Genomic DNA, 25,423 nt, shown 5'->3' with positions numbered 1-25,423 from the left:
CGGGCACCATCGCCCCGAGGTTCCTCTTTGGCTCTCGCCCCGCGCCGACCTCCCGTCAGCTTCCGCGTGCGGTAAGACACTTGCCGATGTGCGGTCCGAAAGCACCGGCCCGCGCGCGCGACCTCGCGGAGCACGATCCTACGTTTGAACCCCGGGGGCGCATCAAGGGTCTCATGAGGTCATATGCGCCGGGGTGCGGTCCCAGTCCTCCGGAAGGGCCGGAATCCTCCAGGCGGGATCCGGCCGCCAGTCCTGCCAGCCGGCGGAGAACGGAGCTCCCCATTCCTTGATCACCCCGACCGCCGCGCGACCCGCGTGCCGGACCCGCAGCGCCTGCTCCCGGCCCATCAGGCCGGACCGCTGCGCCTGGGCGAACTCGTCCTCGTCCAGCCATTTCCAGCTGCGGTCCGGGTAGACGGCGATGTCGAGGAAGTGGTCCACGGAGTCCACCCCACCGGCCCAGCGCGACCGCGGCTCCTCCAGGTTCACGTACCAGTTCTTGAACTGCCAGCCGTGTCCCCAGAACAGCCACACCGACCACGGGTCGCCGGGCCGGGCCAGCTTCAGCACCCCGCCGCCGAACCAGCGCGAGCGTACGGTCGTCCGCGGGGCGGTGTAGCGGGTGGCGAGCGGTTCCTCGTGTACGGGGGTGCCGTCGGCCATCACCGGCTTGACGCACTCGGTGCCCGGGGCCATCCAGACGGCAAGCAGCTCGTCGGTGTCCTGAACCACCGTCACCGGGCGGCAGATGTGCACCGAACCCTTCAGTCCCGGGGCGTGGTCGCGGTAGCGCCAGAGGATCTGTTCCCCGGGCGCCCAGCGCGTGCCCTGTGCGGGGCCCTGCGGCGCTTCCTGCGCCGAACCGCTCCCCGGCTTGAAGGTACCTGTCATGCGCAGATCTTAGGGCGGAGGCCCGCGCCCCCGCTGCGGTGCAGGTCACTGGGGGGTTGACGGGCGGGAATCGACCGGATCCGGCCCCCGCCCGGGGGCCGGGTCCGGCGTCTCACGGATGCGTCATGCGCAGCACGTCCAGGGCCTCGTCGAGCTGCTCCACGGTGAGGGCGCCGCGCTCGACGTAGCCCGACTCCAGGACGACCTCCCTGATCGTCTTGCGCTCGGCGAGGGACCTCTTGGCCACCTTGGCGGCCTCCTCGTAGCCGATGTAGCGGTTGAGCGGGGTCACCACGGAGGGCGAGGACTCGGCGTATTCCCTGGCCCGCGCCTCGTTGGCGGTGATCCCGTCGACGGTGCGGTCGGCCAGCAGGCGGCTCGCGCCGCCCAGCAGCCGGATCGACTCGAGGAGGTTCCTGGCCATCACGGGGAGCATCACGTTGAGCTCGAAGTTGCCGGCCGCGCCCGCCACCGCGACGGTGGCGTCGTTCCCCATGACCTGCGCGGCGACCATCAGGACGGCCTCCGGGACCACCGGATTGACCTTCCCGGGCATGATCGAGGAGCCGGGCTGGAGATCGGGCAGATTGATTTCGGCCAAACCGGTGCGCGGCCCGGAGGCCATCCAGCGCAGGTCGTTGGAGATCTTGGTGAGCGAGACGGCGACCGTACGGAGCATCCCGGAGGTCTCCACCAGCGCGTCCCGCGCCCCCTGCGCCTCGAAGTGGTCACGGGCCTCGGTCAGCGGCAGCCCGGTGGCGGCGGCCACCTCGGCGATCACGGCGGCGGAGAACCCGGGCGGGGTGTTGATGCCGGTACCCACCGCGGTACCGCCCAGCGGCAGCTCGGCGAGGCGGGGGAGGCAGGCGCGCAGCCGCTCGACGCCGTAGCGGACCTGCGCCGCGTACCCGCCGAACTCCTGGCCCAGGGTGACCGGGGTGGCGTCCATCAGGTGGGTCCGTCCGGCCTTGACCACCTGCGCGAACTCGGCCGCCTTGCGCTCCAGTGCGGCGGCCAGGTGCTCCAGGGCGGGGATCAGCTCGCCGGTGACGGCGGCGGTGGCGGCGATGTGGATGGACGAGGGGAAGACGTCGTTGGAGCTCTGCGAGGCGTTGACGTGGTCGTTGGGGTGCACCTCCCGGCCGAGACGCTCGGTGGCGAGGGTGGCGATCACCTCGTTGGCGTTCATGTTGGACGAGGTTCCGGAGCCGGTCTGGAAGACGTCCACGGGGAAGTGGTCGTCCCAGCGGCCGTCCGCGACCTCGGCGGCGGCGGACCGGATCGCGTCGGCGACGTCCTGGTCCACCACGCCCAGCTTCGCGTTCACCGCGGCGGCGGCGGCCTTGACGCGGGCGAGCGCCTCGATGTGGGCGCGTTCCAGCCGCTGCCCGGACACGGGGAAGTTCTCCACCGCGCGCTGCGTCTGCGCGCGCCACTTGGCGTGCCGGGGCACCCGTACGTCGCCCATGGAGTCGTGCTCGATCCGGAACGCATCGGCCTGCTGATCTTCGGTCATTTTCCTGGCCTCCTCAAAAACTTGAGCAATTGTCTTGTTCGAAGTGTTCCCAACTCCCCTACCCACCAGTAAATACCGGGGGTAACACTGACATCCGGGGAGGCGTTCATGGCACGTGCACGTACGAAACCCATGCTCAGATCTACCTTCGCCGCCGTCGCGGCGATCGCGGCCGCCCTGGGGGGCGTCACCGCCGTCACCCCCATGGCCCAGGCGGCGCCCGCCGCCGGGGCCGTCACCCCCCTCTCGCCCGAGCTGGAGGCCATCCGCGCCGCGGAGGCCACCAGGATCTACGGCGACGCCGCCATCCGCCCGCTGAACGAGCGCAAGACCGGCCTGATCTCACTGGGCGACAGCGAGATATCCGGCGAGGGCGTGGGCAACTACGACCCCGCGACCAACACCCCGGACAACCAGTGCCACCGCTCGCCCGACGCGGCGATCCACCGCACCGGCATCCCGGCCGACCTCACCTTCAACGTCGCCTGCTCCGGCGGCTACACCGGCAACATCCGGATCGGCGGCAGCAAGCAGTACGCCGACGAGCTGGTGCAGAGCGACAGCCTGGCCGTCAAGGCCCGCAACACGAGGATCAAGATGGTCCTGCTGGTCGCCGGCGCCAACGACGACCTGCAGTTCGGCCCCGTCATGACCGACTGCGTCACCCGCTGGGTGCTCAGCCAGGGCACCTGCGAGCCCAAGTACGGACCCGGCTGGCAGGGGCGCGTCGACGGCCTGAAGCCGAAGGTCGAGGCGACGGTCGCCGACCTCAAGACGGTCATGCGCGACGCCGGTTACGCCGACTCCGACTACAAGCTCGTCGTGATGGGCTACCCCAGCCCCATCGGCCCCGACTTCCACGACAACCCGAACTTCCCCGGCAAGCTGCCCGGCGGCTGCGCCGGCTACGACTCCGACGCCACCTGGGGCCGCAACTACGCGGTGCCCACCTTCGAGAAGGGCATGCGCGCCGCCGCCCTCGCCTCCGGCGCCACCTACCTGGACAACTCGCGGCTCTTCCACGGGCACGAGGTGTGCATGGAGGACACCTGGGCCCGAGGCCTCTACCTCGACCTCGGGGACCACTTCCCGTGGGACGAGAACACCGCCCGCCAGTCCTTCCACCCCAACTACCGGGGTCACGGTGCCTTCGCCTCCTGTCTGACCCAGCTCTACAACTCGGGCCTGCGCGAGGCCTCCTGCGCCGACCCCGCGAGCACCGGGACGCCCGTCCTGCAGGCCGGGGCCTGGGACGACAAGTTCAAGCCCCTGAAGAACGAGGCGACCGGCAACTGCCTCGACTCCTTCGGCGGCTCCAGCGCCAACGAGACGAAGATCGTGGGCTGGGACTGCCACGGCGGCCGCAACCAGGGCTGGTGGTACGACGCCGCCCGCAAGTCCGTCCACATCGAACTGACCCAGGACCGCTGCCTCGACGCCCCCGGCGCCCACTACGGCTCCGGCACCGGCCTGATCATCTGGAACTGCCACGGCGGCGCCAACCAGCAGTTCGTCCGCGACGGCGCCACCCTGCGCCCCGCCGCCGCCCCGGGCATGTGCCTCACCGTGGCCGCCGCCCACGAGCCGCTGCGCCTGCAGACCTGCAACGGATCCACGAACCAGCGCTTCGTGTAACGCCCCGGACCAACGGAACCGGACGACCGCCCCGCACCCTCCGACCCCCCACGCCCGGCCGGCGCACCCCGGCCGGGTGTTCTCATGCGGCCGGTACGAGCGCAGCCGGGCCGCAGGTCAGCGGGCCGCCTCCAGCTGTGCGCGCACCTCGCGCGGCCGGTTGGTGATCAGCGTGTCCACGCCGAGCCGCAGGCACAGCTCCACGTCCTCCGGCTCGTCCACGGTCCACACCCGCACCGACAGCCCCTTGGCCTTCAGCCGGCCCACCAGCCCCGGGTCCCGGCGTACGAGGTCGATGCCCGGGCCCGCGTGCGTCGCGTACGGGGGCCGCACCGGGCGCAGCCGCCGCTCGATCAGGTAGACCGAGGGCAGGCCGGGCGCGAGTCGGTGCAGCCGGGTCAGCGCGTTGCGGGAGAAGCTCATCACCTCGACCAGCCCGGCGGACCCGTCGGCCAGCCCGAACTCCCGCAGCATCCGCACCAGCTCGGCCTCCAGCCGGCCGCCCGCGCGGGTCGGGTGCTTGGTCTCGACGGCCAACCCGACGGGCCGCGGCGCGGCCAGCGCCTCCCGAAGCAGGTCCTCGAAGAGCAGCACCCGGGCCCCGCGGTGCTCCGCGCCCTTCCACCCGCCGAAGTCGAGGCCGCACAGCTCCTCGTACGTCATCGCGGAGACGACCCCGCGCCCGTCGGAGGTCCGCTCGACCCGCCGGTCGTGCACGCACACCAGCCGCTGGTCGGCGGTGAGCCGCACATCGCACTCCAGCGCGTCGGCCCCGTCGGCGATGGCCTGCCGGTACGCGGCGAGGGTGTGCTCGGGGTGCTGGTGAGAGGCCCCGCGATGGGCGACCACACGAACGGCGCGGTCGGTGCGGAGGGAGGACGTCGCGGTCGTCGCAGTCATACGGAAATCCTTGCAGGCCAGGGTGAACGCGCAGGCGCGGAGCAGTGTCCCCGACGTTAACCCGGACGCGCCGCCCCGTCGCCGAGGCGGACATGCCCGAGGGCCTCTCCCCCCGAACGGGGGAGAGGCCCTCGGACCGTGGCGCTACAGACCCGGGCCGCGGACCGGGATGTGGGTGAACGTCGGCTCCGGGGCCGGGTTCTGGAAGAAGTCGTTGCCCTTGTCGTCGACCACGATGAAGGCCGGGAAGTCCTCCACCTCGATCTTCCAGACCGCCTCCATGCCGAGCTCCTCGTACTCCAGGACCTCGACCTTCTTGATGCAGTCCTGGGCCAGGCGTGCCGCCGGGCCGCCGATCGAGCCCAGGTAGAAGCCGCCGTGCGTGCCGCACGCGTCCGTCACCTGCTGGGAGCGGTTGCCCTTGGCCAGCATGACCTTGGAGCCGCCCGCCGCCTGGAACTGCTCGACGTAGCTGTCCATGCGGCCGGCCGTGGTCGGGCCGAAGGAGCCGGAGGCGTAGCCCTCGGGGGTCTTTGCGGGGCCGGCGTAGTAGACCGGGTGGTCCTTCAGGTACTGCGGCATGGGCGCGCCCGAGTCCAGCAGCTCCTTGATCTTGGCGTGCGCGATGTCGCGCGCCACGACCAGCGGGCCGGTCAGGGACAGGCGGGTCTTCACCGGGTGCTTGGTCAGCGTCGCCAGGATGTCGTCCATCGGCTGGTTCAGGTCGATGGAGACCACGTCCGCGGACTCGGCCAGGTGCGCGTCGGTCGTGTCCGGCAGGAAGCGCGCCGGGTCCGTCTCCAGCTGCTCCAGGAAGACGCCCTCGGCGGTGATCTTCGCGGTCGCCTGGCGGTCGGCCGAGCAGGACACGGCGATCGCGACGGGCAGCGAGGCGCCGTGGCGCGGGAGGCGGACCACGCGGACGTCGTGGCAGAAGTACTTGCCGCCGAACTGCGCGCCGATGCCGATCTTCTGGGTGAGCTCGAAGACCTTCTCCTCCAGGCCGAGGTCGCGGAAGCCGTGGCCCGTGGCGGAGCCCTCGGTCGGCAGCTCGTCCAGGTAGTGCGCGGAGGCGTACTTCGCGGTCTTCAGGGCGTGCTCGGCGGAGGTGCCGCCGACCACGATCGCCAGGTGGTAGGGCGGGCAGGCCGCCGTACCGAGCGAGCGGATCTTCTCCTCCAGGAACTTCATCATGGAGGCCTCGTTGAGGACCGCCTTGGTCTCCTGGTAGAGGAAGGACTTGTTGGCCGAGCCGCCGCCCTTGGCCATGAAGAGGAACTTGTACGCGCCGCCGTCGGTGGCGTACAGCTCGATCTGCGCGGGCAGGTTCGAGCCGGTGTTCTTCTCCTCCCACATGGTGAGCGGGGCCATCTGCGAGTAGCGCAGGTTCAGGCGGGTGTACGCGTCGTAGATGCCGCGCGACAGCGCCGCCTCGTCGCCGCCCTCGGTCAGCACGTTCTGGCCGCGCTTGCCCATGACGATCGCCGTGCCCGTGTCCTGGCACATCGGCAGGACGCCGGCCGCCGCGATGTTCGCGTTCTTGAGGAGGTCGAGCGCGACGAACTTGTCGTTCGAGGAGGCCTCGGGGTCGTCGATGATCCGGCGCAGCTGCGCGAGGTGCGCGGGGCGCAGGAAGTGCTGGATGTCGTGGATGGCCTCTTCGGCGAGCTTGCGCAGCGCCTCGGGCTCGACCTTGAGGAACGTACGGCCGTCCGCCTCGAAGGTGGACACGCCCTCGGCGGTCACCAGCCGGTAGGGGGTGGTGTCCTCGCCCAAGGGCAGCAGGTCGGTGTACGCGAACTCCGGCATCGTGTGGCCAATCCTCACTCGGCAGACAGCGCTGGCGACCAATTGGCAGCGCAGTCCACCAGCGTAGGACCTTCCGCCGAGGACGTGTCTGTGAGGTAAGGCTCACTCGGTAGTATCGCGATCTATCGTGTCTCGCTATGCTGGGTCCGTGGACCTGGAAAAGCACCCCGCCGCCCCCGCAGCCGCAGCCTCGCCCGCCGACCTGCGCGCCTCCGACGCCGACCGGGACCGGATCGCGCAGATCCTCGGCGATGCCGTCGCCGAAGGCCGGCTGACCTCCGACGAGCACGCCGAGCGCCTGGACTCGCTGTACGCCCTCAAGACGGTCGGCGAGCTGGAAGCCCTCGTACGGGATCTGCCCGCCCCCGGCGGCGCCCATGCGCCCTTCACGCAGCCGGGCCCCACGCCGTCGGCCGGCGGCCCCGCCGAGACGATCGTCGCCGTGTGCAGCAGCTCCGCCCGCAAGGGCCGCTGGCGGCCGGGCGCGCACACCCGCGCGGTGTCGGTGATGGGCGACATCACCATCGACCTCACCGAGGCCGTCTTCGAGCAGCAGGTCACCGAGGTCAACGTGACCTCCGTCCTCGGCAACGTCGAGGTCCTGGTCCCGGAGAACGTCACCCTGCGCGGCTACGGCAGCGGGGTCCTCGGCAACTTCGAGGTGCGCGGCGAGGGCCGCGGGGAGAGCGACCCGCAGGCGCCGGTGGTGATCGTCCGGGGCTTCGCCCTGCTCGGCAACATCGAGGCGCGGCCCAAGCCCGGCGCCCGCCTGGTCGATCTGGCCCGCAAACTGCGCGAGCGCCGGGACGGCTGAAAGCCGCTCACGGCCGAGGGGCGCGTTTCGGACGAACCCCCGGCGCCCGGTGGCACCCGGTGCATAGGGGCGCGTGCAGCGGGTAGGGACAGGTGCATCGTCTCTCGCTCGCGTACCCGTCGTCAGGAGTAGACCGTGCCGCATCCGCCGCATCAGTCCCTGAAGGTTGCCGCCGTGCCGAAGCCGCGGGTGCCGGCGAGGGCTGAGGACGGCCCATGGCACGCGGAGGCGGTGTGCCGCCGGGACGAGGCGGGACTGTTCTTCGCGCCCTCCAAGGAGCCCACGGCCGCCCGGCTCTCCCGCGAGGAGGCCGCCAAGCGCGTCTGCGCCCGCTGCCCGGTCATGGTCGCCTGCCGGGAGCACGCACTCCTCCAGCCCGAGCCGTACGGGGTCTGGGGCGGCCTGACCGCCGCCGAGCGCCGGGTGGTCCTGGCCCGTATGCGCCGCAGGTCGGCCGAGCTGCGCCAGGCCCCGGCAGCCGGACCCGTCGCGGCCGCGGGCTAGGCCGTCGGGGCGCGCGCGACCTCCGTACGAGCCGCTCGGACACAGCGAGAGGGGCGGTCACCGCCGCACACGGTGACCGCCCCTCTCGCTGTGGACGCGCGCTGGTGCCTACTGCGCGCGGTCGAAGTCGATCGCGCTGTACGCGCGCAGCTTCGACAGGCGGTGCGTGGAGTCGATCTGCCGGATCGTGCCCGACTTCGAGCGCATGACCAGCGAGGACGTCGTCGCGGTCTCCGAGCGGTAGTGGACGCCGCGCAGCAGCTCGCCGTCGGTGATGCCGGTGGCGACGAAGAAGACGTTGTCGCCGGACACCAGGTCGTTGGTGTGCAGGACCCGGTCCAGGTCGTGGCCCGCGTCGAGGGCCTTCTGGCGCTCGGCCTCGTCCTTCGGCCACAGCTTGCCCTGGATGGTGCCGCCGAGGCACTTGATGGCGCAGGCCGAGATGATGCCCTCGGGGGTGCCGCCGATGCCGAGGAGCAGGTCCACGCCGGTGCCCTCGCGCACCGCCATGACCGAGCCCGCGACGTCGCCGTCCGAGATGAACTTGATCCGGGCGCCGGTCTCGCGGATCTCCTTGACGATGCCCTCGTGGCGGGGGCGGTCCAGGATGATGACGGTGACGTCCTCGACGGCCATGTTCTTGGCCTTGGCGACACGGCGGATGTTCACCGAGACCGGCGCGTTGATGTCGACGAAGTCGGCGGCCTCGGGGCCGGCGACCAGCTTCTCCATGTAGAAGACCGCGGAGGGGTCGAACATGGTGCCGCGGTCGGCGGCGGCGAGCACCGCGATGGCGTTCGGCATGCCCTTGGCGTTCAGGGTGGTGCCGTCGATCGGGTCCACGGCGATGTCGACCTCGGCACCGGTGCCGTCGCCGACGCGCTCGCCGTTGAAGAGCATCGGGGCTTCGTCCTTCTCGCCCTCGCCGATGACGACGACGCCGTTCATCGAGACGGTGGAGATCAGGGTCCGCATCGCGTTGACCGCGGCGCCGTCGGCGCCGAGCTTGTCGCCGCGCCCGACCCACCGGCCCGCGGCCATGGCGGCGGCCTCGGTGACCCGGACGAGTTCCAGGGCGAGGTTGCGGTCGGGGGCCTCCGGAGAGACCTCGAGCTGGGGCGGCAGGTTGTGCTCGGTCATCGGAGCGCACCTTTCTGTACGGCGACGGCCGGGAAGTGAGGGTGCTGGAACTCTATCGGTACGTCGACATATTGAGCAGGGCGGGTCACGTATGAGCGGAATATCGGTCAGGTCTTTGGCCTGAGCGGACATCTTGCGGATCCCCGGTGGATCTCAAGCGTCCGTCGTCCGGCGCGCCCGCGCGACCCCGGCGGTGATCGCCCCCTCGCGATGCGGGACGATGGTGCCGTGGCAGGTATGAAAGGCAAGCAGACGGTCTGGGACATGGTCCGGTCGCTGAGCGTGATCGGCGTCGTCGTCGCCGGGATCTACCTCTTCGTCCCCCATGACGACGAGGCCGATCCGACGCACGCGGTCGACTACCGGGTGGAGACGATCACGGCCCGGCGCGCGGCCCCGTATCCGGTGGCGGCCCCCGTGGGGCTCCCGGAGCAGTGGCGGGCGACGTCGGTGACGTACGAGCGCAAGAACGCCAACGCCTGGCACCTGGGCTTCCTCGACCCGCAGCAGCAGTACGTGGCGGTGGAGCAGTCCACGGACACCTCGCCCAAGTACCTCGCCCGGGTCACCCAGCAGGCGACGGCCACCGGCCAGACGCAGCAGGTCGGCGACACGGCCTGGGAGCGCTGGGACGGGGAGAAGTACGACGCGCTCGTCCGCCGGGAGCAGGGCCACGTCACGGTGGTGACGGGAACGGCCTCCTTCGAACAGCTGGGCGCGATGGCGGCGACCCTGGAGTTCAAGCAGGGCGCATAGCGGGTCGGCCGCGCGGCCCGGGCGAGGCCGGACCCGGGGCGGGGGCCGGTTCTGCCCCGACAGGGGCGGTCGGGGGTTGACCCCTCCGGCGATCGGGCGTAAACCGGAACGGCTCAGGCGTGGCGCGCGGGGTGGGGGTCCGCGGGCGTGGCACGGTGCGGGCAGGCCGGGGTGATTGTCACCTGGTCCGATCATCGTCCCGTCCGGCGAGCAGCGAAGGTCTTCCATGCGACTACGCAAAGCCCTTGCCCTCACCGCCGTACTCGTGGCCACCTCCGCCCCCACCGCGTCCGCGGACATCGGGACCGGCGGCGGGGCCCGACCCGCACCCGCGCTGCCCTCCCGCGCACAGGCCACCTGCGGCGACGGGAAGAGCACCGCCTTCCCCATCGGTGCGCGCATCCGCGGCGGCCCGGCCGTGTACCGCACCGGCGGCGACCCGCAGACCTGGTACCTGGACCTGACCAACACCACCGACTCCGAGTGCACGGCCATCCACCCCGTCGTCGTGTTCACCGACAAGGCCCGCGCCCTGCGCCCCGCCCACCTGCGGATGGAGTTCGACGCGCCCGGCGGCACGTTTCCCACGACGCTGGAGCACAGCGACCGCGACGAGATCATCGCGGTCTTCGACGGCGGCGACGCCTTCCCCGGTTTCACCGTCGGTCCCGGCGGCTCCCTGACCGTCCGGGTCGGCCTCGCCTTCGCCCCCGACGCCCCCACCGGCGAGGTCCTCGCCGACGCCGCCCTCGTCCAGCGCAAGGGCGACGACGGTGACTGGATCGGTGAGGCCGGCGGCTACCGCTTCTCCGTCGAGAGCCCGGAGGATTCCGGTGAAGCGGGCTCCCTCGCCCACACGGGCCCGCGCGAGTGGGCGTACGGGGCGGGCGCCGTGGCCGCGCTCGCCACTGGCGCCGGCTTCCTCCTTGGCGCCCGCCGCCTCCGTCCCTCCGACCGCCCCTGATCCGCCCAGGGCGGGTCCGGTGGGGTCGGGTGTGTGTCGGGGTGATCCCCGCAGGGCGTCGAACGCACTGCCGCCGAGCTCTCTGACCCCTCGTCACGTTCGGCGCCCGAGGAGACGCCCCAGCGCGCGCCCGGCCCCACGGAACCGACCCCCCATCCGGGCAGGCTCGCCGCACCAAACCCAGCCCCGCCGGCGTTCGAGGCGCGGGGTCCGGGGCGGAGCCCGATCGCCGGCCCCGGCTGCCGCAGGCTCTGGCCCCGGCCCCAACAGGCGTCCACCTCGGCGAGATCGACGCGGCCGGCCACTCCTACGGCACCGCCGGCCGGCAGTACCTCGACACCATCGCCCGCGTCGACGCCCTGGTCGGCCAACTGCTCACCGCCGTCCGGAACCGCCCCACGTACGCCCAGGAGAACTGGAAGGTCCTGGTCACCACCGACCACGGCCACACCAACTCCGGTGGCCACGGCGGCTCGACCATCCAGGAGCGCGGCACCTTCGTCATCGCCACGGGCATCCCGGCGGGCGTGCAGGGCTTTACGCGCACCCCGCCCGCCGGCTGGTCCGTGGACAACTCCACGATGGGCACCGGCGGTGTCACCGAGTGGGCCGGCTGGGCCTTCGCCACCGACGAGTTCTGGAGCCGGTCGCAGCGCGACCAGTGGCGCGAGCTCAACGTCCGCTCCCGGGACGTCTTCCAGGTCCCCGCCGGTGCCACCGACGTCCGGATCCGCTTCCGCTACAGCGGGAACGACAACCGGTACTGGACCGTCGACAACGTCCGCCTGAGCTGATCCAGGCTCCCCGCGGTCCGGGCTGTGGACGCCCACGGCGTCCACGGCCCGGCCCCGATAGGGTGGTACAGACCAGAGGCCAAAGGTCATGGGCCACCGAGAGCGGAGAACAGTCCAGTGGCAGAGCGCAAGCCGATCGAATCCTGGCTCACCGACATGGACGGGGTCCTCATCCACGAGGGCACCCCGATCCCCGGCGCCGATGCCTTCATCAAGCGGCTGCGCGAGTCCGGCAAGCCCTTCCTGGTCCTGACCAACAACTCGATCTACACCCCGCGAGACCTCCAGGCCCGCCTGTCCCGCATGGGTCTGGCCGTGCCCGTCGAGAACATCTGGACCTCCGCGCTGGCCACCGCGAAGTTCCTCGACGACCAGCGTCCGGGCGGCACCGCGTACGTCATCGGCGAGGCCGGTCTGACCACCGCCCTGCACGACATCGGCTACATCCTGACCGACCACGAGCCCGACTACGTGGTCCTCGGCGAGACCCGGACGTACAGCTTCGAGGCCATGACCAAGGCCGTCCGCCTGATCAACGCGGGCGCCCGCTTCATCTGCACCAACCCGGACGAGACCGGCCCCTCCACCGAGGGCCCGCTCCCGGCCACCGGCGCGGTCGCCGCGCTGATCACCAAGGCGACGGGCAAGCAGCCGTACTTCGCCGGCAAGCCCAACCCGCTGATGATGCGCACCGGCCTGAACGCCATCGGCGCGCACTCCGAGACCAGCGCGATGATCGGCGACCGGATGGACACCGACGTGCTGGCCGGGCTGGAGGCGGGCATGCAGACCTTCCTCGTCCTCACCGGCCTGACCACGGCCCAGGACACCGAGAAGTTCCCGTACCGCCCGACCAAGACGGTCGACTCGATCGCGGACCTGGTCGACCTCGTCTGAGGCGCGGGGCCGTCCGGCGCGTGGGGGCGCGTGCGCCGCGCAGGGCGCGTACGGCCGACAGGGCGTACCCCGTTCGAGGCGTACGGCTGACACGTACGGCGCCGTTCCGGATGCGGAGCGGCGCGTCGCGCGTGAATCTCCTTGACGAGGAGGTTCACCATGCGCAGTGTCCCGATCGCTGTCCGTGCCGCCGCCGTGTCCGTCGCCCTGGCGGCGTTCTCCGCGGTGTCCGCGCCCGTCGCCCTGGCGGGCGAGGAGGACCGCGGCGACCGCGGCAGCATCACGGTCGACCCGGATCCGGCCCACCCCGGCGCGCAGGTCAAGCTGCGCGTCCACGGATGCGACGGCACCAGAGGGGCGGCCAAGTCCGCCGTCTTCGTCGCGGACGTCGACCTCTACGGCCGTGAGGGCGGCCGCAGCCCGCTCTACGGCGAGGCGACGATCAGCGCGCACGCCTCACCTGGCTGGCACTCCATCCGGGTGACGTGCGACGGCCACGACAAGGTCACCGGCTCCGTCCAGATCTCGCAGTACCGCCACCCCACCCACCACGCCTCGCCGGTCTGGCCGGTCCACGCGGGCGGCGGCGGCATGGCCGCCGAACTCGCGGAGGCGGGCAAGCCGGCCGCCGCGGCGGCCAAGAAGGACCACGGCGACGACGGCCCGGGCCTGCCGCACACGGTGATCGGCGCCATCCTGGCCGCCGTCGCCACCCTGGCCGTCGCGGGCCGGGCGCTGGCCCTGCGCCGCCGCCGCAGCGGCGAGTGAGGCGGCCGGCGGATGAGGCGGGCGCACCGGCGGGGGCCGGACGGTGGACGAGCGGGGGCCGGATGAGTGAGGCCAGGACGTCCGGGGGCGGCCGGCTGCTGACCTTCGCCGCCTGGTCCGTGCTGGTGCTCGGCCTGTGGCTGTGGGGCCGCCAGCTCACCGTGGCGCCCGCCCCGCCCGCCGGCCAGGCCGGCGGGGCGGTGGGTCCGGGGCTGCCGGCCGCGCACGCCCCGCTCGCCGCGGCCCTGCCCCAGCGCGTCGACGTGCCTTCCATAGGCATCCAGGCCCCGGTGGTCTCCCGGGGCCTGGACAAGGACGGCGCGCTCGAACCTCCCCCGTACGAGAGCCCGGGGACGGTGGGCTGGTGGGGGCGGGGCACCCAGCCGGGGACGGCCGGGGCGGCGCTGATGGTGGGGCACGTGGACACCCGCTCCAAGCCGGCGGTGTTCTACGGCCTGAGCACGGTCCAGCCGGGTGACAAGGTGCGGGTGGTGCGGGCGGACGGATCGGTCGCCGAGTTCACGATCGAGGACGTACGGGTCTACGAGCGCGCGGACTTCGACGCGCACAAGGCGTACGGCCCGCGGGTCCGGGGCCGGGCGGAGCTGAGGCTGGTGACCTGCGGCGGCACCTACGACAAGGTGGCCGGGCAGTACACGGCGAACGTGGTGGTCTCCGCCTACCTGACGGGCGTGGGAGCCCGCGCGGGCACGGCGGTCTGACACGGTCCGACGGCGTTGGCCCGAACGGCGGCCGGACCGGGAAACGAAGAAGCCCCTCGCAGCTTTCGCTGCGAGGGGCTTCCTCCGTCTGTGCGCCGCCAGGGACTCGAACCCCGGACCCGCTGATTAAGAGTCAGCTGCTCTAACCAACTGAGCTAGCGGCGCTTGCTGACAGGGAAAACTCTACCCCACCTCCGCAGGTGCTCGTGACCAGCCACGCCCGCCTTGTCCGATTAACCCATGTTTGAGGGGTTTATCGTGCACGATATGTCTGCGCCGTACGCATCTGATGCCTTATCAGATGCGAGCCCGGCCGACCAGTGGACGAGCAGGGGACGAGCAGGGGAGTGGACGGATCCGCATGACGACGCAGCCTCCGACGCATGTGCAGATGCCGATGCCCGCTTTCGAGGAGTACGAGCCCGCGGGCGACTGTGTGTGCCGGGGATGCGCCCAGCGCCGCCGCTCCCTCGCCCGCGCGCGGGCCATACCGCTGCGTGACGGGGGCCACCCGGCGGTCCGCGGGGCCCGCCGGGTGCTGGTCCTGGCCACGGCCGCGGGAGTGGTCCTCGGCGGTGGAAGCGCGGCCGCGGTGGCCGTGACCACCCCGGCCACCGGCCCGGTGGCCCTGGACGACCCCGGCTCCCCGCAGGGCGGACGCACCCCGCTGCACGGCCCGAAGGGCGGCCCGATCGGCCGACCCGGCGCCCCCGCCAAGCCCGGCGCGGTGAAGCGGATCGACCGCACGACGATCATCACCCGGGCGAAGCTGTGGCTGGACGCGCAGGTCCCGTACAGCATGTCCACGTACTTCACGGACGGCTACCGGCAGGACTGCTCGGGCTACGTCTCCATGGCCTGGAACCTCGGCTCGAACGAGTGGACCGGCAGCCTCGACAAATTCGCCACCAAGATCACCAAGGACGAGCTGCTGCCGGGGGACATGCTGCTCTTCCACAACCCTGCGGACCCCAACAACGGCTCGCACGTGGTCCTCTTCGGCGGCTGGGTCGACGAGACGCGCACGCACTACGTCGCCTACGAGCAGACGCGCCCCAACACGCGGAGGCTGGCCACGCCCTACGGCTACTGGAGCAACGCGGCCAAGTACGTCCCGTACCGGTTCAACGGGGTGACGGGCGGGCTCGTCCCGGCCGTCCCGGGCACCGTCCCCGAACCGCCGGCGGCGGGCCCGAAGCCGGGCGACGCCAAGACCTTCCCGGGCGCGGACAAGTTCGCCGCAGGCGCCACGAACGACTTCGTGGCGCAGCTGGGCCGGATGCTGATCGAACGCGGCGCGTACCGCTTCTACCCCAAGGGGGTGGCGGACCGGACGTGGAGCGACCACGACAAGCTCGCCACCCAGGCCTTCCAGCGCGCCCAGGGCTGGTCGGGCGCCGACGCCGACGGCATCCCCGGCACGCACACCTGGCGCCTGCTCGTCGAGAAGCAGGGCAACGACATCGCCCCGCTGGTGGGCGCGGCGCCGGGGCCGGGCGGCGTACGGGCCTACCCGGGGGCCGCGCTGTTCCGCCCGGGCCAGTCGAACGCGGCCGTCGAGGCCCTCGGCCGGCAGCTGGTCAAGAAGGGCTTCGGCAAGTACTACACGTCCGGCCCGGGCCCCCGCTGGGGTGAGGCCGACCGCCGCAACGTCGAGGCCTTCCAGCGCGCACAGGGCTGGCGCGGCGCCTCGGCCAACGGCTACCCGGGCCCGGAAACCTGGCGCCGGCTGTTCGCATGACGGAGGTAACGATGTTCCCCACGCGCACCACCTCGACGACGGGCACCCTCCGCGTACCGCCGGCGGCGCCCCACGCCGTCCCGGCGCGGCCGGCGCCGCCGCAGCCCGCCGCCGCCCAGGCCGCGCCGGGCTCCGGCCCGGCGTGGCCGACCGTCGGGCCGGAGCCGGCCCGTACGGCGTCGGCCGCGGGCCACGCGCACCCGGCGTGGGCGGCCGCCGAACCGGAGCCCGCCCGCGCGAGCGGCGCGCACCCGGAGTCAGCCGCCGCCGTCCATGCCCCGCCGGGGTCCCGCCCGGCGTGGCCGACCGCCGGGCCGGAGCCGGCCCGTACGTCGTCGGCCGCTGCCCCCCAAGCAGGGCCCGGCCGGGGCACGCCGGCCGGGCCCGGGTCCCACCCGGCAGCGGAAGGGCCGCGCTCCCGTCCGGAGCCGCCGGCCGCGGCCGTATCCACACCGCGTGCGGAACGCGCGCTGCCGGTGTCGGCCACCGCCGCGCACGGCGGGCCGGCGCCCGTATCGCGGACGGCACCGGAAGAGCCGCGCTCCCACCCGGGGTGGGCGACGGAGCTGCGGCCCGCGCCCGCTGCCGCCGCCCAGGTCCGCGCGGGACGGGCGGCCGAGCCGGAGCCCGTTCCCGGCCCGGACCCCCGTACGGCGTCGGCCGCCGTCGCCCCGGCCGGGCCCGGGTCCCGCCCGGAGTGGGCGGCCCCGGAGCCGGAGCCCGTACTCGCCCCCGCGGGCGTGTCCACGCCCCGCTCGGAACGCGCGCTGCCGGAGTCGGCGCCCGCGGCGCACGGAGAGCCGGCACCTGTCCCCCGGACGGAACCGGAAGGGCCGCGCCCGCACCCGGACTGGGCGGCCCCGGAGCCGGAGCCCGTACTCGCCCCTGCGGGCGTGTCCACGCCCCGCTCGGAACGCGCGCTGCCGGAGTCGGCCCTCGCGGCGCACGGCGAGCCGGCACCTGTCCCCCGGACGGCACCGGAAGGGCCGCGCCCGCACCCGGAGTGGGCGGCCGCAGAGCCGGAGCCCGTCCGTACGGCCGCGCCCGCACCGCCCGCACGCCCCGCGGCCGAGCGGGAGCCGGTGGCCGGTCCGGACTTCGCGCAGGTCGCCGTCGGCCACCGCGGGACCGGCCGCGCCGGGCAGTCCGTAGGGGTGGCGGAGCCCGAGGTCACGGGCTCGCACGGCTCGGCCGTGGCCGTCGCCGCGCCGCGCCCGGACTCCGGCATGGCAGCGCAGGCGGCGCGCGAGCACCCGGCGTGGGAGGCGGAGGCCTTGGCCGTGGCCTCCGGCTCGTCCGGGTCCTCCGGCCCGGCCGCGGCGGCGGCCGTGGGCGCGCCGCGCGAGGAGGCCGGGGCGGGCGCCCCGGCGGACCGCTCGGCGCAGGCCGGCGAACCGGCGCCGTCGCACGCTCCGGAGGTGCCGGCGGCCCGGACGCAGTCGGAGTCCGAGCCGACGGCCGCCGCCGGACCGGACATCCCGCACCCGCAGCACGCGGAGGCCGAGGCCGCCGGGGTGGCCACCCTGAGCCTGCGGACCATCCAGCCCGCCCCCGCCTCCGACCCCGAGCCCGTGGCCCCGTACTCCGGCGTGCCCGGCCCCGGTGCGGCCGAGATCGCCGCCCAGGCGGTGTCGCGCGGCCTGGAGAAGCCGCCGACGGAGGGCGACTCCGAGGACGTCCCCCGCTTCGGGCGGCAGCGCGGCACCTCCGTCACCGAGGTGCCGGTGCACCTCCCCTTCCGCGGCGACCCGAAGCCGATGCCCGCACCCGCACCCGCACCCGCCCCTGCCCCCGGCCGGTCCCGGACCACCCCCCGGCCCGCCGCCGGCCGCCGGGTCCCCCGCGGCGACGACCGGCTGCGGGAGCACCGCGGCCCGGTACTGCCCGGCTGGGTCGCCGTGGCCGTCGGCGGCGTCGCCCTCGTCGGCTGCACGGCCGTGCTCTGGCGGGCCGGGGCCGTCCCCGCCCCCTTCGTGGCCGCCTTCGGCGCGACCCCGCGCGCCTACCACGGCCTGCGCGCCACCCACTGGCCCCCGCTCGCCTTCCTCGGCATCGTCGCCCTCGTCGCGCTCGGCGGACTCGGCCGGGCCCGCACCGGCCACGCCTGGGTGCTCACCCTCTTCGGCCGCTACCGCGGCACGGTCCGCCGTACCGGCCTGACCTGGGTCAGCCCCCTCCTGCTGCGCCGCCGGGTCGACGTACGGCTGCGGCACTGGCGCAGCGACCCGATGCCCGCCGTGGACTCCGGCGGCCTCGCCCTCCAGGTCGTCGTCCAGGTCGTCTGGCAGGTCAAGGACACGGCCCGGGCCACGCTCGCCGTCGAGGACCACACGGAGTACCTCGCCGAGCAGGTCGAGTCGGCCATGGCCCGCGTACTGTCCCAGCTCCCCGCCGACGCCTTCCACGAGGACGCGCCGACCCTGCGCGACGCCGAGGCCGTCGGCGACGCGCTCACCCGGATGCTGGCGGCCGAGACCGAGGCCGTCGGGATCGAGGTGTTCTCGGCCCAGCCGACCCGGATCGAGTACGCCGCCGAGGTCGCCGAGGCCATGCGCCGCCGCCGGGTCGCGGCGATCGACGCCAAGCACCGGGACACCGTGCTGACCTCGGTCGTGGACGCGGTCGACGACACCGTGCACCGGCTGACCTCGCGCGGGCTGGTCGAGCTCGACGACTACGAACGCAAGGCCCTCGTGAAGGACCTCACGGTCGCCTTCTACACGGGACGCCCCGAGTAGGGCGGTAGTCCAGCAGTACGGGAGCGGGTGGGCCGGAATTCACCGGACCACCCGTTTTCCCGTTGGTATGGACATGGCCAACTCTCGTCAATAATCTGGAACTTGGTCTAGACCTAATCCCCACACGCGCGCGCTCTCACCGAACTCCCCCCACGTTCAAGGAGCATCATGCGTCACGTCCGCATGCCCAAACGGGCCGGCGTCGCCGCGCTCGGCCTCGGCATCGTCGCCGGCATCACCCTCATCGGCGCCCCCACCGCCAGCAGCCACGGTTACACCGACACCCCCATCAGCCGCCAGAAGCTCTGCGCCAACAAGACCGTCTCGGACTGCGGCGCGATCCAGTGGGAGCCGCAGAGCGTCGAGGGCTTCAAGGGCTTCCCGGCCGCCGGCCCCGCCGACGGCAAGATATGTTCCGGCGGGCTCTCGCAGTTCGCCGAGCTCGACAACCCGCGCGGTGGCGCCTGGCCCACCACCAAGGTGACCAGCGGGCAGAGCTACGCCTTCCGGTGGCAGTTCACCGCCAACCACTCCACCACCGACTTCAAGTACTACGTCACCAAGAACGGCTGGACCGGCACCAAGGCCCTCACCCGCGCCGACCTCGACCCCCAGCCCTTCCTCACCGTCGCCTACAACGGCGCCCGCCCCGCCATGACCACCGTCCACCAGGGGGCCATGCCCAGCGGCAAGTCGGGCCGGCACCTGATCCTGGCCGTCTGGACCGTCAACGACACCCCGATGGCCTTCTACGCCTGCTCCGACGTTCAATTCTGACGTAACGTCAGCTAACCTCCGGCGGCATGCGGACGACGACTGCACCCGAAACCGTCGCGGAGCTCATAGCGCGCCAATGGGGCGACCACCGGACCGGGCTGAAGCACGAGGGCGGCGCCCTCACCCACCACCGGACCGCCCAGGAGGCCGCCGCGCGCGCCGCGCTCCTCGTCGACCTCATGCCTCCGGGGGCGGAGCCGCACCTCGGGGTGCTGCTCGACAACACCCCCGAGTTCCCGTTCTGGCTCGGCGCGGCGGCCCTGGCCGGGGCCGCCGTCGCCGGGATCAACCCCACCCGGCGCGGCCCCGAGCTGGCCCGCGACATCCTGCACACCGACTGCCGGATCCTGATCACCGAGCGCGCCCACCTGCCCCTGCTGCGCGGCCTGGACCTGCCGGGCGTACGCGTCCTGGTCACCGGCACCGAGGAGTACGAGGCCCTGCTCGCGCCCTACGCCGCGGCCAAGCCCGGCGAGGCGGCCCTGCGCACCCCCGCCCCCGGCTCGCGCCTCCTCCTCTACTTCACCTCCGGCTCCACCGGCGCCCCCAAGGCCGCCATCTGCACCCAGGGCCGGCTCGCGGCCGCCGGATCGGCCCTGGCCCGCCAGTTCACGGTCACCCCGGACGACGTCCACTACGTCTGCATGCCGCTCTTCCACGGCAACGCCGTCATCGCCGACTGGCTCCCGGCGCTCGCCGGCGGGGCCGCGGTGGCGCTGCGCCGACGCTTTTCGGCCTCGGCGTTCCTGGACGACGTACGGGGGTACGGGGCGACCTACTTCACCTATGTCGGGCGGGCGATCCAGTACCTCCTGGCCACCGAACCCCGCCCCGACGACCGCGAGCACAGCCTCCGGCTCGGTTTCGGCACCGAGGCCGGGGCGGTGGACGCGGCCCGCTTCGCCGAGCGGTTCGGGGTCCGGCTGGTGGAGGGCTACGGAGCCACCGAGGGCGGCGCCTCCGTCCAGAGCACCCCCGACACCCCGCCGGGCGCCCTGGGTCGGGCGGGCGCGGGGGACGACCTGGCGGTGATCGACCCGGAGACGGGCGCGGAATGCCCGCCCGCGGTCCTCGCCCCGGACGGCCGCCTCCTCAACGGCTCGGCGGCGATCGGCGAACTGGTCAACCGCGGCCGCAGCCTCTTCGAGGGCTACTGGCGCAACCCGGCCGCGGAGGCCGACCGCACCCGGGACGGCTGGTACTGGACGGGAGACCTCTTCTTCCGCGACGCGGCGGGCTTCCTCTACTTCGCGGGCCGCACGGACGACCGGCTGCGGGTCGACAGCGAGAACCTCGCCGCGGCGGTGATCGAGAACATCCTGGCCCGCTGGGCCGACGCGGCGGCCGTCGCGGTCTACGCCGTCCCGGACGAGGTGGCGGGGGACCAGGTGATGGCCGCGCTCACCCTCCGGGAGGGCGCGGTCTTCTCCCCGGCCGCCTTCGAGGCCTTCCTTTCCGCGCAGCCGGACCTGGGCACGAAAATGTCCCCGCGCTACGTCCGCGTCCTCCCGGCCATGCCGGTCACGGCCACGAACAAGATCCACCGCGTTTCCCTCCGCCGGGCCGGCTTCCGCTGCGCCGACCCGGTCTGGCACCGCACCCCGGCCGGGGGCTACGCCCTGCTGACCGAGGCCGATGTGGCCGCCCTCCTCGCGGCGTACGAGTCGCACGGCCGAGCGGACCTCCTGCGCCGCTAGCCCGCCCCACCGCTGCTGGGGGCCGGCCCCCACGCCCCCGCGCCGAGGAGCGCCCTATTGGTTTTGAGCACCCCTGAGGACCAGGTAGTATTTTCTCTGTCAGGCGCCGCTAGCTCAGTTGGTTAGAGCAGCTGACTCTTAATCAGCGGGTCCGGGGTTCGAGTCCCTGGCGGCGCACCTGTACTTCGGGCGGTTCCCGGTTCACCGGGAACCGCCCGAAGTGTTTTCCGCCCCGTGTGCTGCCCCGCCGTCGTCAGAGCGTGAGCGACAGCAGCAGCGGCGCGGCCTTCCGGTTCAGGGTGTCCGCCGCGGCGCGCAGCCGGTGCGCGTGCTCGACCGGCATGGACAGGGCCAGGCAGCCCACCGAGGCCCCGGCCGTGATCGGGACCGCCGCGCAGACCGTGCCCACGGCGTACTCCTGCAGGTCCAGCATCGGCACGGTGGCCGGCTGGGCGTCCAGCTTGGAGAACAGGATCCGCTCGTTCACGATCGTCTTCGACGTGAGCCGGGCGATCTTGTGCCGGGACAGGTGGTCGCGCCGCCCGTTCAGGTCCAGCTGGGTGAGGAGGCACTTGCCGACGGCGCTGGCGTGCGCCGCGGAGCGGAAGTCGACCCACTCGTGCACCTTCGGGGTGCGCGGGCTGTCCGCGAACTGCGTGATCCTGACCTCACCGTCCACGTACCGGCTGATGTAGACGGCCGCGCCGACCGAGTCGCGCAGCCGGTCCAGGGTCTCCTGCAGCTTGTCCGTGAGCGCCTGCTGCCGGTCGATGCCCGAGCCGAGCAGGACGAGGGAGTCCCCTATGGCGTAGGCGCCGTCGGACACCTGCAGGACATACCCCTCCCGACGCAGCATGAGCAGCATCGGGGCGAGATGGACGGCGGGCAGGCCGGTCTCACGCGCGATCTGCACGTCGGTCACACCACCGGTGTGCCGTGCGATCGTTTCGAGTACGCGTAGTGCGTACTGCACCGAGTGGAACGGCGCGGTCGGCTCGGGCTTCAGCGCCACGGTTTCCCCCTAGCAGGTTGTTACCGCTTGCCCTACCACGATAGCCATCAAGAGGCCCATGTGGAGCGCCTGTTGAGGAGATTGATGGCTCGATCACGTCTGTCTGCCTGGATCTACTCCATTGGCATATGCCAAGGTCATGCGCCCTGTCCCGGTGCGCCGGGAATGCCCCGCCGCCGCTCACGGTTCGAATTCTTCGTACGGACGAAACGGCGAAACGGGAGCGACGATGAGTGACACCGGTGGCGCACATGGACAGCACGGCAGGAACGGCGGCATCCGGGGCGCCGCACAGGGCCGGGCGACCGTACCGCTCTCCGTCCTGGACCTCGTCACCGTAGGCGCCGGCAGCACCGCCCACGACTCCCTGCGCACCAGCGTGACCATCGCGCGGCTCGCCGAGTCCCGCGGCTACCACCGCCACTGGGTGGCCGAACACCACTCCATGCCCGGTGTCGCCAGCTCCTCGCCGGCCGTGATCCTGGCCCACCTCGCCGCGCACACCTCCCGCGTACGGCTCGGATCGGGCGGGGTCATGCTGCCCAACCACGCCCCGCTCGCCATCGCCGAACAGTTCGGCACCCTGGAGGCGCTCGCCCCCGGGCGGATCGACCTCGGCCTCGGCCGGGCCCCGGGCACCGACGGCCGCACGGCCGCCGCGCTGCGCGGGGCCGGGCGCCTCGACGAGTCCGCGGACGACTTCCCCCGGCAGCTCATGGAGCTCACCCGGTTCCTCGACGACGACTTCCCGGACGGGCACCCGTACGCCCGCGTGCACGCCGTACCGGGCCCGGTCCAGGGCCCGGCCGGGCGGCCGCCGCTGTGGCTCCTCGGCTCCTCCGGCTTCAGCGCCCGGCTCGCCGGCGAGCTCGGCCTCCCCTTCGCCTACGCCCACCACTTCTCGGCGGCCGGTACCCTGCCCGCGCTCGACCTCTACCGGCAGAGCTTCCGCCCCTCGGCCGTCCTGGACGCCCCGTACGCCGTCATCGGGGTTTCTGCGCTCGCCGCCGACACCGACGCGGACGCCCGCGCCCAGGTGCTCACGGGCGCGCTGTCGATGCTCCGGCTGCGCACCGGGCGGCCCGGGCTGGTCCCGACGCCGCAGGAGGCGGCGGCGTACCCCTTCTCCCCGGCGGAGCGGGAGTTCGTCGACGGCTGGCTCGCGAACATCGTCCACGGCACCCCCGACGAGGTCCGCACCGGACTGGACGACCTCGCCAAGCGGACGGGCGCGGACGAGCTGATGCTGACCGCCAACGCCCACAGCGGGGCGGCCCGCCTGCGTTCGTACGAGCTCGTCGCAGATGCGTACGGCATGCCCGCGCACGCCCCGGCGGCCGACTGACCGTATGCGAACGGGGTTTGGCTGGTTTGTTGACGAAACCTTGCGGGGGCATGTCTGAAGGCAGCCTTAAACCGCTCGTCACCCGGGGTGGCGAGCGGTTTCTGATGTGCGCTCAGGTCTCTGACTTGGGGAGATAGCGCGGAAGTGGTCTAGTCCTTCTTTGGTCCGAACCATTGACGCCGGGTCGGAGTGATCGCTATCACTTCTCTCACCTGAACTTCTTGCTCTCTCCTCCCACCCCCACGGAGCGGTTCATGCACATCCGTAAACCCCTCATCGCAGCCGCCGCCACGGCCGCGCTGGCAGCCGGAGCGCTTGCCTCCTTCGCGGGACTCGGCACGGCCCAGGCCGCCGGCGCCGGAACCACCGCCGCGGCGGGCGGTGTCCGCATCGCCTACTACGACCAGTGGAGCGTGTACGGGAACGCCTTCTACCCCAAGCACCTCGACACCCGTGGCATAGCGGGCAAGCTGGACGTCATCAACTACTCGTTCGGCAACATCCACCCCACCGACCTCACCTGTTTCGAGGCGAACAAGGCGGCGGGCGACGACAACAACCCCAACGCCGGTGACGGCGCGGGCGACTCGTACGCCGACTACCAGAAGTCCTTCAGCGCCGCGGACAGCGTCAGCGGGGTCGCCGACAAGTGGGACCAGCCGATCGTCGGCGTCTTCAACCAGTTCAAGCAGCTGAAGGCCAAGTACCCCCACCTGAAGATCAACATCTCGATCGGCGGCTGGACCTACTCGAAGTACTTCAGCGACGCCGCGAAGACCGACGCCTCCCGCAAGAAGCTCGTCTCCTCCTGCATCGACCAGTACATCAAGGGCAACCTGCCGGTCGAGGGCGGCTACGGCGGCCAGGGCGTCGCGGCCGGGATCTTCGACGGCATCGACATCGACTGGGAGTACCCGGGCTCCTCCGGCGGCCACCTCGGCAACCACTACGCCCCCGAGGACAAGCAGAACTTCACGCTCCTGCTCAAGGAGTTCCGCACCCAGCTCGACGCCTACGGCGCGGCCAACGGCGGCAAGAAGTACCTGCTGACCTCCGCCCTCCCGGCCGGCCAGGACAAGATCAAGTACATCGAGACCGACAAGATCGGCCAGTACTTGGACTACGCCAACATCATGACGTACGACATGCACGGCGCCTGGGACGGCGACGGCCCGACGTACCACCAGTCCCCGTTGTACTCCGGCGCCAACGACCCGACCGACCCGATCGCGCCGGGCACCCAGAAGTACAGCATCGACAACGCCATCGACTCCTGGATCGACGGCAACCCGGCCTACGGCATCACCGGCGGCTTCCCCGCCAACAAGCTGACCCTCGGCTACGAGTTCTACTACCGCGGCTGGAAGGGCGTCCCCGCCGGGACCACCAACGGCCTCGCCCAGTCCGCCACCGGCGCCTCGGCCGCCCGGCCCACCAGCCAGCAGGCCGGCATCGCCAACTACAAGGAGCTCGGCGGCCTCGTCGACAACGCGGCGACCAGCTTCTGGGACGACCAGGCCAAGGCCTCGTACTTCTACAAGGACGGCGAGTTCTTCACCGGCCTGAACCAGAAGTCCATCCAGGCCCGGGTCGACTACGGCAAGCAGCGCGGCCTGGCCGGAGCGATGATGTACTCCCTCCTCGGCCTGGACAACAACACCACGCTGCTGAACCAGATCTCGGACGCGCTCGGCTCCGCCACGGTCCCGCCGACCACCCCGCCGACCACGCCGCCGACCACGCCTCCGACCACTCCGCCCACGACTCCTCCGACGACCCCGCCGACCACGGGCTGCGGCTCGACCCCGGCGTACGTCGCGGGCACCGTCTACACCGCCGGCAACGAGGTCTCCCACAACGGCCGCAAGTACAAGGCCCAGTGGTGGACGCAGAACGAGACGCCGGGCACCACCGGTGAATGGGGTGTCTGGAAGGACCTCGGCGCCTGCTGATCTCCCCCCACCCCGCGCCGAGCGACGCCTCCGCCCCGCCCCCACTCTCCC

General features: G+C 72.6%; 20 protein-coding genes, 2 tRNA genes and 1 pseudogene. 16 read left to right on the top strand and 7 right to left on the bottom strand.

All coding sequences use genetic code 11. From position 1 onward, the window contains the following. Positions 1–171: 171 nt before the first annotated feature. Together fomD and ACZ6JT_RS11200 are read right to left on the bottom strand one after the other, a co-directional pair. Positions 172–891 carry a cytidylyl-2-hydroxypropylphosphonate hydrolase gene (gene fomD / locus ACZ6JT_RS11205; protein WP_469209166.1) on the bottom strand — a complete coding sequence of 240 codons (720 nt, stop codon included), beginning with the start codon at positions 889–891 and terminating at the stop codon, positions 172–174. Positions 892–1,003: 112 nt separating this feature from the next. Then, positions 1,004–2,407 carry a class II fumarate hydratase gene (locus ACZ6JT_RS11200; RefSeq protein ID WP_469209165.1) on the bottom strand — a complete coding sequence of 468 codons (1,404 nt, stop codon included), beginning with the start codon at positions 2,405–2,407 and terminating at the stop codon, positions 1,004–1,006. A gap of 132 nt (positions 2,408–2,539) precedes the next feature. Here ACZ6JT_RS11200 and ACZ6JT_RS11195 point away from each other — a divergent pair, with 132 nt between their 5' ends. Continuing rightward, the gene (locus ACZ6JT_RS11195) at positions 2,540–4,042 is read left to right on the top strand and encodes a ricin-type beta-trefoil lectin domain protein (RefSeq protein ID WP_469209164.1); all 1,503 of its coding nucleotides are present in this window, start codon (positions 2,540–2,542) and stop codon (positions 4,040–4,042) included. 117 nt (positions 4,043–4,159) lie between these two features. Here ACZ6JT_RS11195 and ACZ6JT_RS11190 read toward each other — a convergent pair whose 3' ends face one another. Both ACZ6JT_RS11190 and ACZ6JT_RS11185 read right to left on the bottom strand, forming a co-directional pair. Further along, complete coding sequence (locus tag ACZ6JT_RS11190; protein WP_469209163.1) at positions 4,160–4,942, bottom strand: glycerophosphodiester phosphodiesterase; 783 nt, start codon at positions 4,940–4,942, stop codon at positions 4,160–4,162. Between the two features lie 144 nt (positions 4,943–5,086). Further along, positions 5,087–6,751 (bottom strand): fumarate hydratase, encoded by a 1,665-nt coding sequence (locus ACZ6JT_RS11185; protein ID WP_385814363.1) that lies wholly within the window; start codon positions 6,749–6,751, stop codon positions 5,087–5,089. Positions 6,752–6,899: 148 nt separating this feature from the next. On the opposite strand from ACZ6JT_RS11185, the gene ACZ6JT_RS11180 reads away from it, so the two are divergent. Continuing rightward, the gene (locus tag ACZ6JT_RS11180) at positions 6,900–7,565 is read left to right on the top strand and encodes a DUF1707 SHOCT-like domain-containing protein (protein ID WP_469209162.1); all 666 of its coding nucleotides are present in this window, start codon (positions 6,900–6,902) and stop codon (positions 7,563–7,565) included. A 135-nt stretch (positions 7,566–7,700) separates the two neighbouring features. Next, the gene (locus ACZ6JT_RS11175; protein ID WP_030713891.1) at positions 7,701–8,069 is read left to right on the top strand and encodes a WhiB family transcriptional regulator; all 369 of its coding nucleotides are present in this window, start codon (positions 7,701–7,703) and stop codon (positions 8,067–8,069) included. 108 nt (positions 8,070–8,177) lie between these two features. Here ACZ6JT_RS11175 and glpX read toward each other — a convergent pair whose 3' ends face one another. Next, the gene (gene glpX, locus ACZ6JT_RS11170; RefSeq protein ID WP_030713888.1) at positions 8,178–9,209 is read right to left on the bottom strand and encodes a class II fructose-bisphosphatase; all 1,032 of its coding nucleotides are present in this window, start codon (positions 9,207–9,209) and stop codon (positions 8,178–8,180) included. 237 nt (positions 9,210–9,446) lie between these two features. On the opposite strand from glpX, the gene ACZ6JT_RS11165 reads away from it, so the two are divergent. The 6 genes and pseudogenes from ACZ6JT_RS11165 (at position 9,447) to ACZ6JT_RS11140 (ending at position 14,110) form a co-directional block, all read left to right on the top strand. Continuing rightward, complete coding sequence (locus ACZ6JT_RS11165) at positions 9,447–9,965, top strand: DUF4245 domain-containing protein (RefSeq protein WP_469209632.1); 519 nt, start codon at positions 9,447–9,449, stop codon at positions 9,963–9,965. Positions 9,966–10,191: 226 nt separating this feature from the next. Then, on the top strand, positions 10,192–10,929 hold the full coding sequence (locus tag ACZ6JT_RS11160) for a hypothetical protein (RefSeq protein WP_469209161.1): 738 nt from the start codon (positions 10,192–10,194) through the stop codon (positions 10,927–10,929). 272 nt (positions 10,930–11,201) lie between these two features. Further along, positions 11,202–11,723: pseudogene (locus ACZ6JT_RS11155) on the top strand (alkaline phosphatase family protein); the annotation flags it as partial. Positions 11,724–11,840: 117 nt separating this feature from the next. Further along, on the top strand, positions 11,841–12,620 hold the full coding sequence (locus ACZ6JT_RS11150) for an HAD-IIA family hydrolase (RefSeq protein WP_469209160.1): 780 nt from the start codon (positions 11,841–11,843) through the stop codon (positions 12,618–12,620). Between the two features lie 159 nt (positions 12,621–12,779). Next, positions 12,780–13,388 (top strand): hypothetical protein, encoded by a 609-nt coding sequence (locus tag ACZ6JT_RS11145; protein ID WP_469209159.1) that lies wholly within the window; start codon positions 12,780–12,782, stop codon positions 13,386–13,388. 62 nt (positions 13,389–13,450) lie between these two features. Next, positions 13,451–14,110: a class F sortase gene (locus ACZ6JT_RS11140; protein ID WP_469209158.1), complete on the top strand. Its 660-nt coding sequence runs from the start codon at positions 13,451–13,453 to the stop codon at positions 14,108–14,110. A gap of 91 nt (positions 14,111–14,201) precedes the next feature. Here the strand turns inward: ACZ6JT_RS11140 and ACZ6JT_RS11135 are convergent. Further along, positions 14,202–14,275 (bottom strand) — tRNA-Lys (locus ACZ6JT_RS11135). Between the two features lie 226 nt (positions 14,276–14,501). On the opposite strand from ACZ6JT_RS11135, the gene ACZ6JT_RS11130 reads away from it, so the two are divergent. The 5 genes from ACZ6JT_RS11130 to ACZ6JT_RS11110 all read left to right on the top strand — a co-directional run bounded on the left by ACZ6JT_RS11130 (position 14,502) and on the right by ACZ6JT_RS11110 (position 21,240). Beyond that, positions 14,502–15,851 (top strand): peptidoglycan-binding protein, encoded by a 1,350-nt coding sequence (locus ACZ6JT_RS11130; protein ID WP_469209631.1) that lies wholly within the window; start codon positions 14,502–14,504, stop codon positions 15,849–15,851. Beyond that, entirely contained in the window at positions 15,848–18,589 is a 2,742-nt protein-coding gene (locus ACZ6JT_RS11125; protein ID WP_469209157.1) for an SPFH domain-containing protein, read from the top strand. Before ACZ6JT_RS11130 ends, ACZ6JT_RS11125 begins: the two co-directional genes overlap by 4 nt. A gap of 183 nt (positions 18,590–18,772) precedes the next feature. Further along, entirely contained in the window at positions 18,773–19,366 is a 594-nt protein-coding gene (locus ACZ6JT_RS11120) for a lytic polysaccharide monooxygenase auxiliary activity family 9 protein (RefSeq protein ID WP_469209630.1), read from the top strand. 26 nt (positions 19,367–19,392) lie between these two features. After that, the gene (locus ACZ6JT_RS11115) at positions 19,393–21,063 is read left to right on the top strand and encodes an AMP-binding protein (RefSeq protein ID WP_469209156.1); all 1,671 of its coding nucleotides are present in this window, start codon (positions 19,393–19,395) and stop codon (positions 21,061–21,063) included. A 103-nt stretch (positions 21,064–21,166) separates the two neighbouring features. Continuing rightward, positions 21,167–21,240: transfer RNA gene (locus ACZ6JT_RS11110), tRNA-Lys, on the top strand. Positions 21,241–21,316: 76 nt separating this feature from the next. On the opposite strand, the gene ACZ6JT_RS11105 is transcribed toward ACZ6JT_RS11110, so the two are convergent. After that, positions 21,317–22,075 (bottom strand): IclR family transcriptional regulator, encoded by a 759-nt coding sequence (locus ACZ6JT_RS11105; RefSeq protein WP_030718073.1) that lies wholly within the window; start codon positions 22,073–22,075, stop codon positions 21,317–21,319. Positions 22,076–22,304: 229 nt separating this feature from the next. On the opposite strand from ACZ6JT_RS11105, the gene ACZ6JT_RS11100 reads away from it, so the two are divergent. After that, positions 22,305–23,420 (top strand): LLM class flavin-dependent oxidoreductase, encoded by a 1,116-nt coding sequence (locus ACZ6JT_RS11100; RefSeq protein ID WP_469209155.1) that lies wholly within the window; start codon positions 22,305–22,307, stop codon positions 23,418–23,420. Between the two features lie 254 nt (positions 23,421–23,674). Next, positions 23,675–25,372: a glycosyl hydrolase family 18 protein gene (locus ACZ6JT_RS11095; RefSeq protein WP_469209154.1), complete on the top strand. Its 1,698-nt coding sequence runs from the start codon at positions 23,675–23,677 to the stop codon at positions 25,370–25,372. Positions 25,373–25,423 lie beyond the last annotated feature (51 nt).

It is taken from the genome of Streptomyces sp. NPDC046308 (assembly GCF_055588065.1).
Note: the sequence above shows the minus strand (reverse complement) of the source record. Positions and strands in the feature narration are given on the sequence as shown.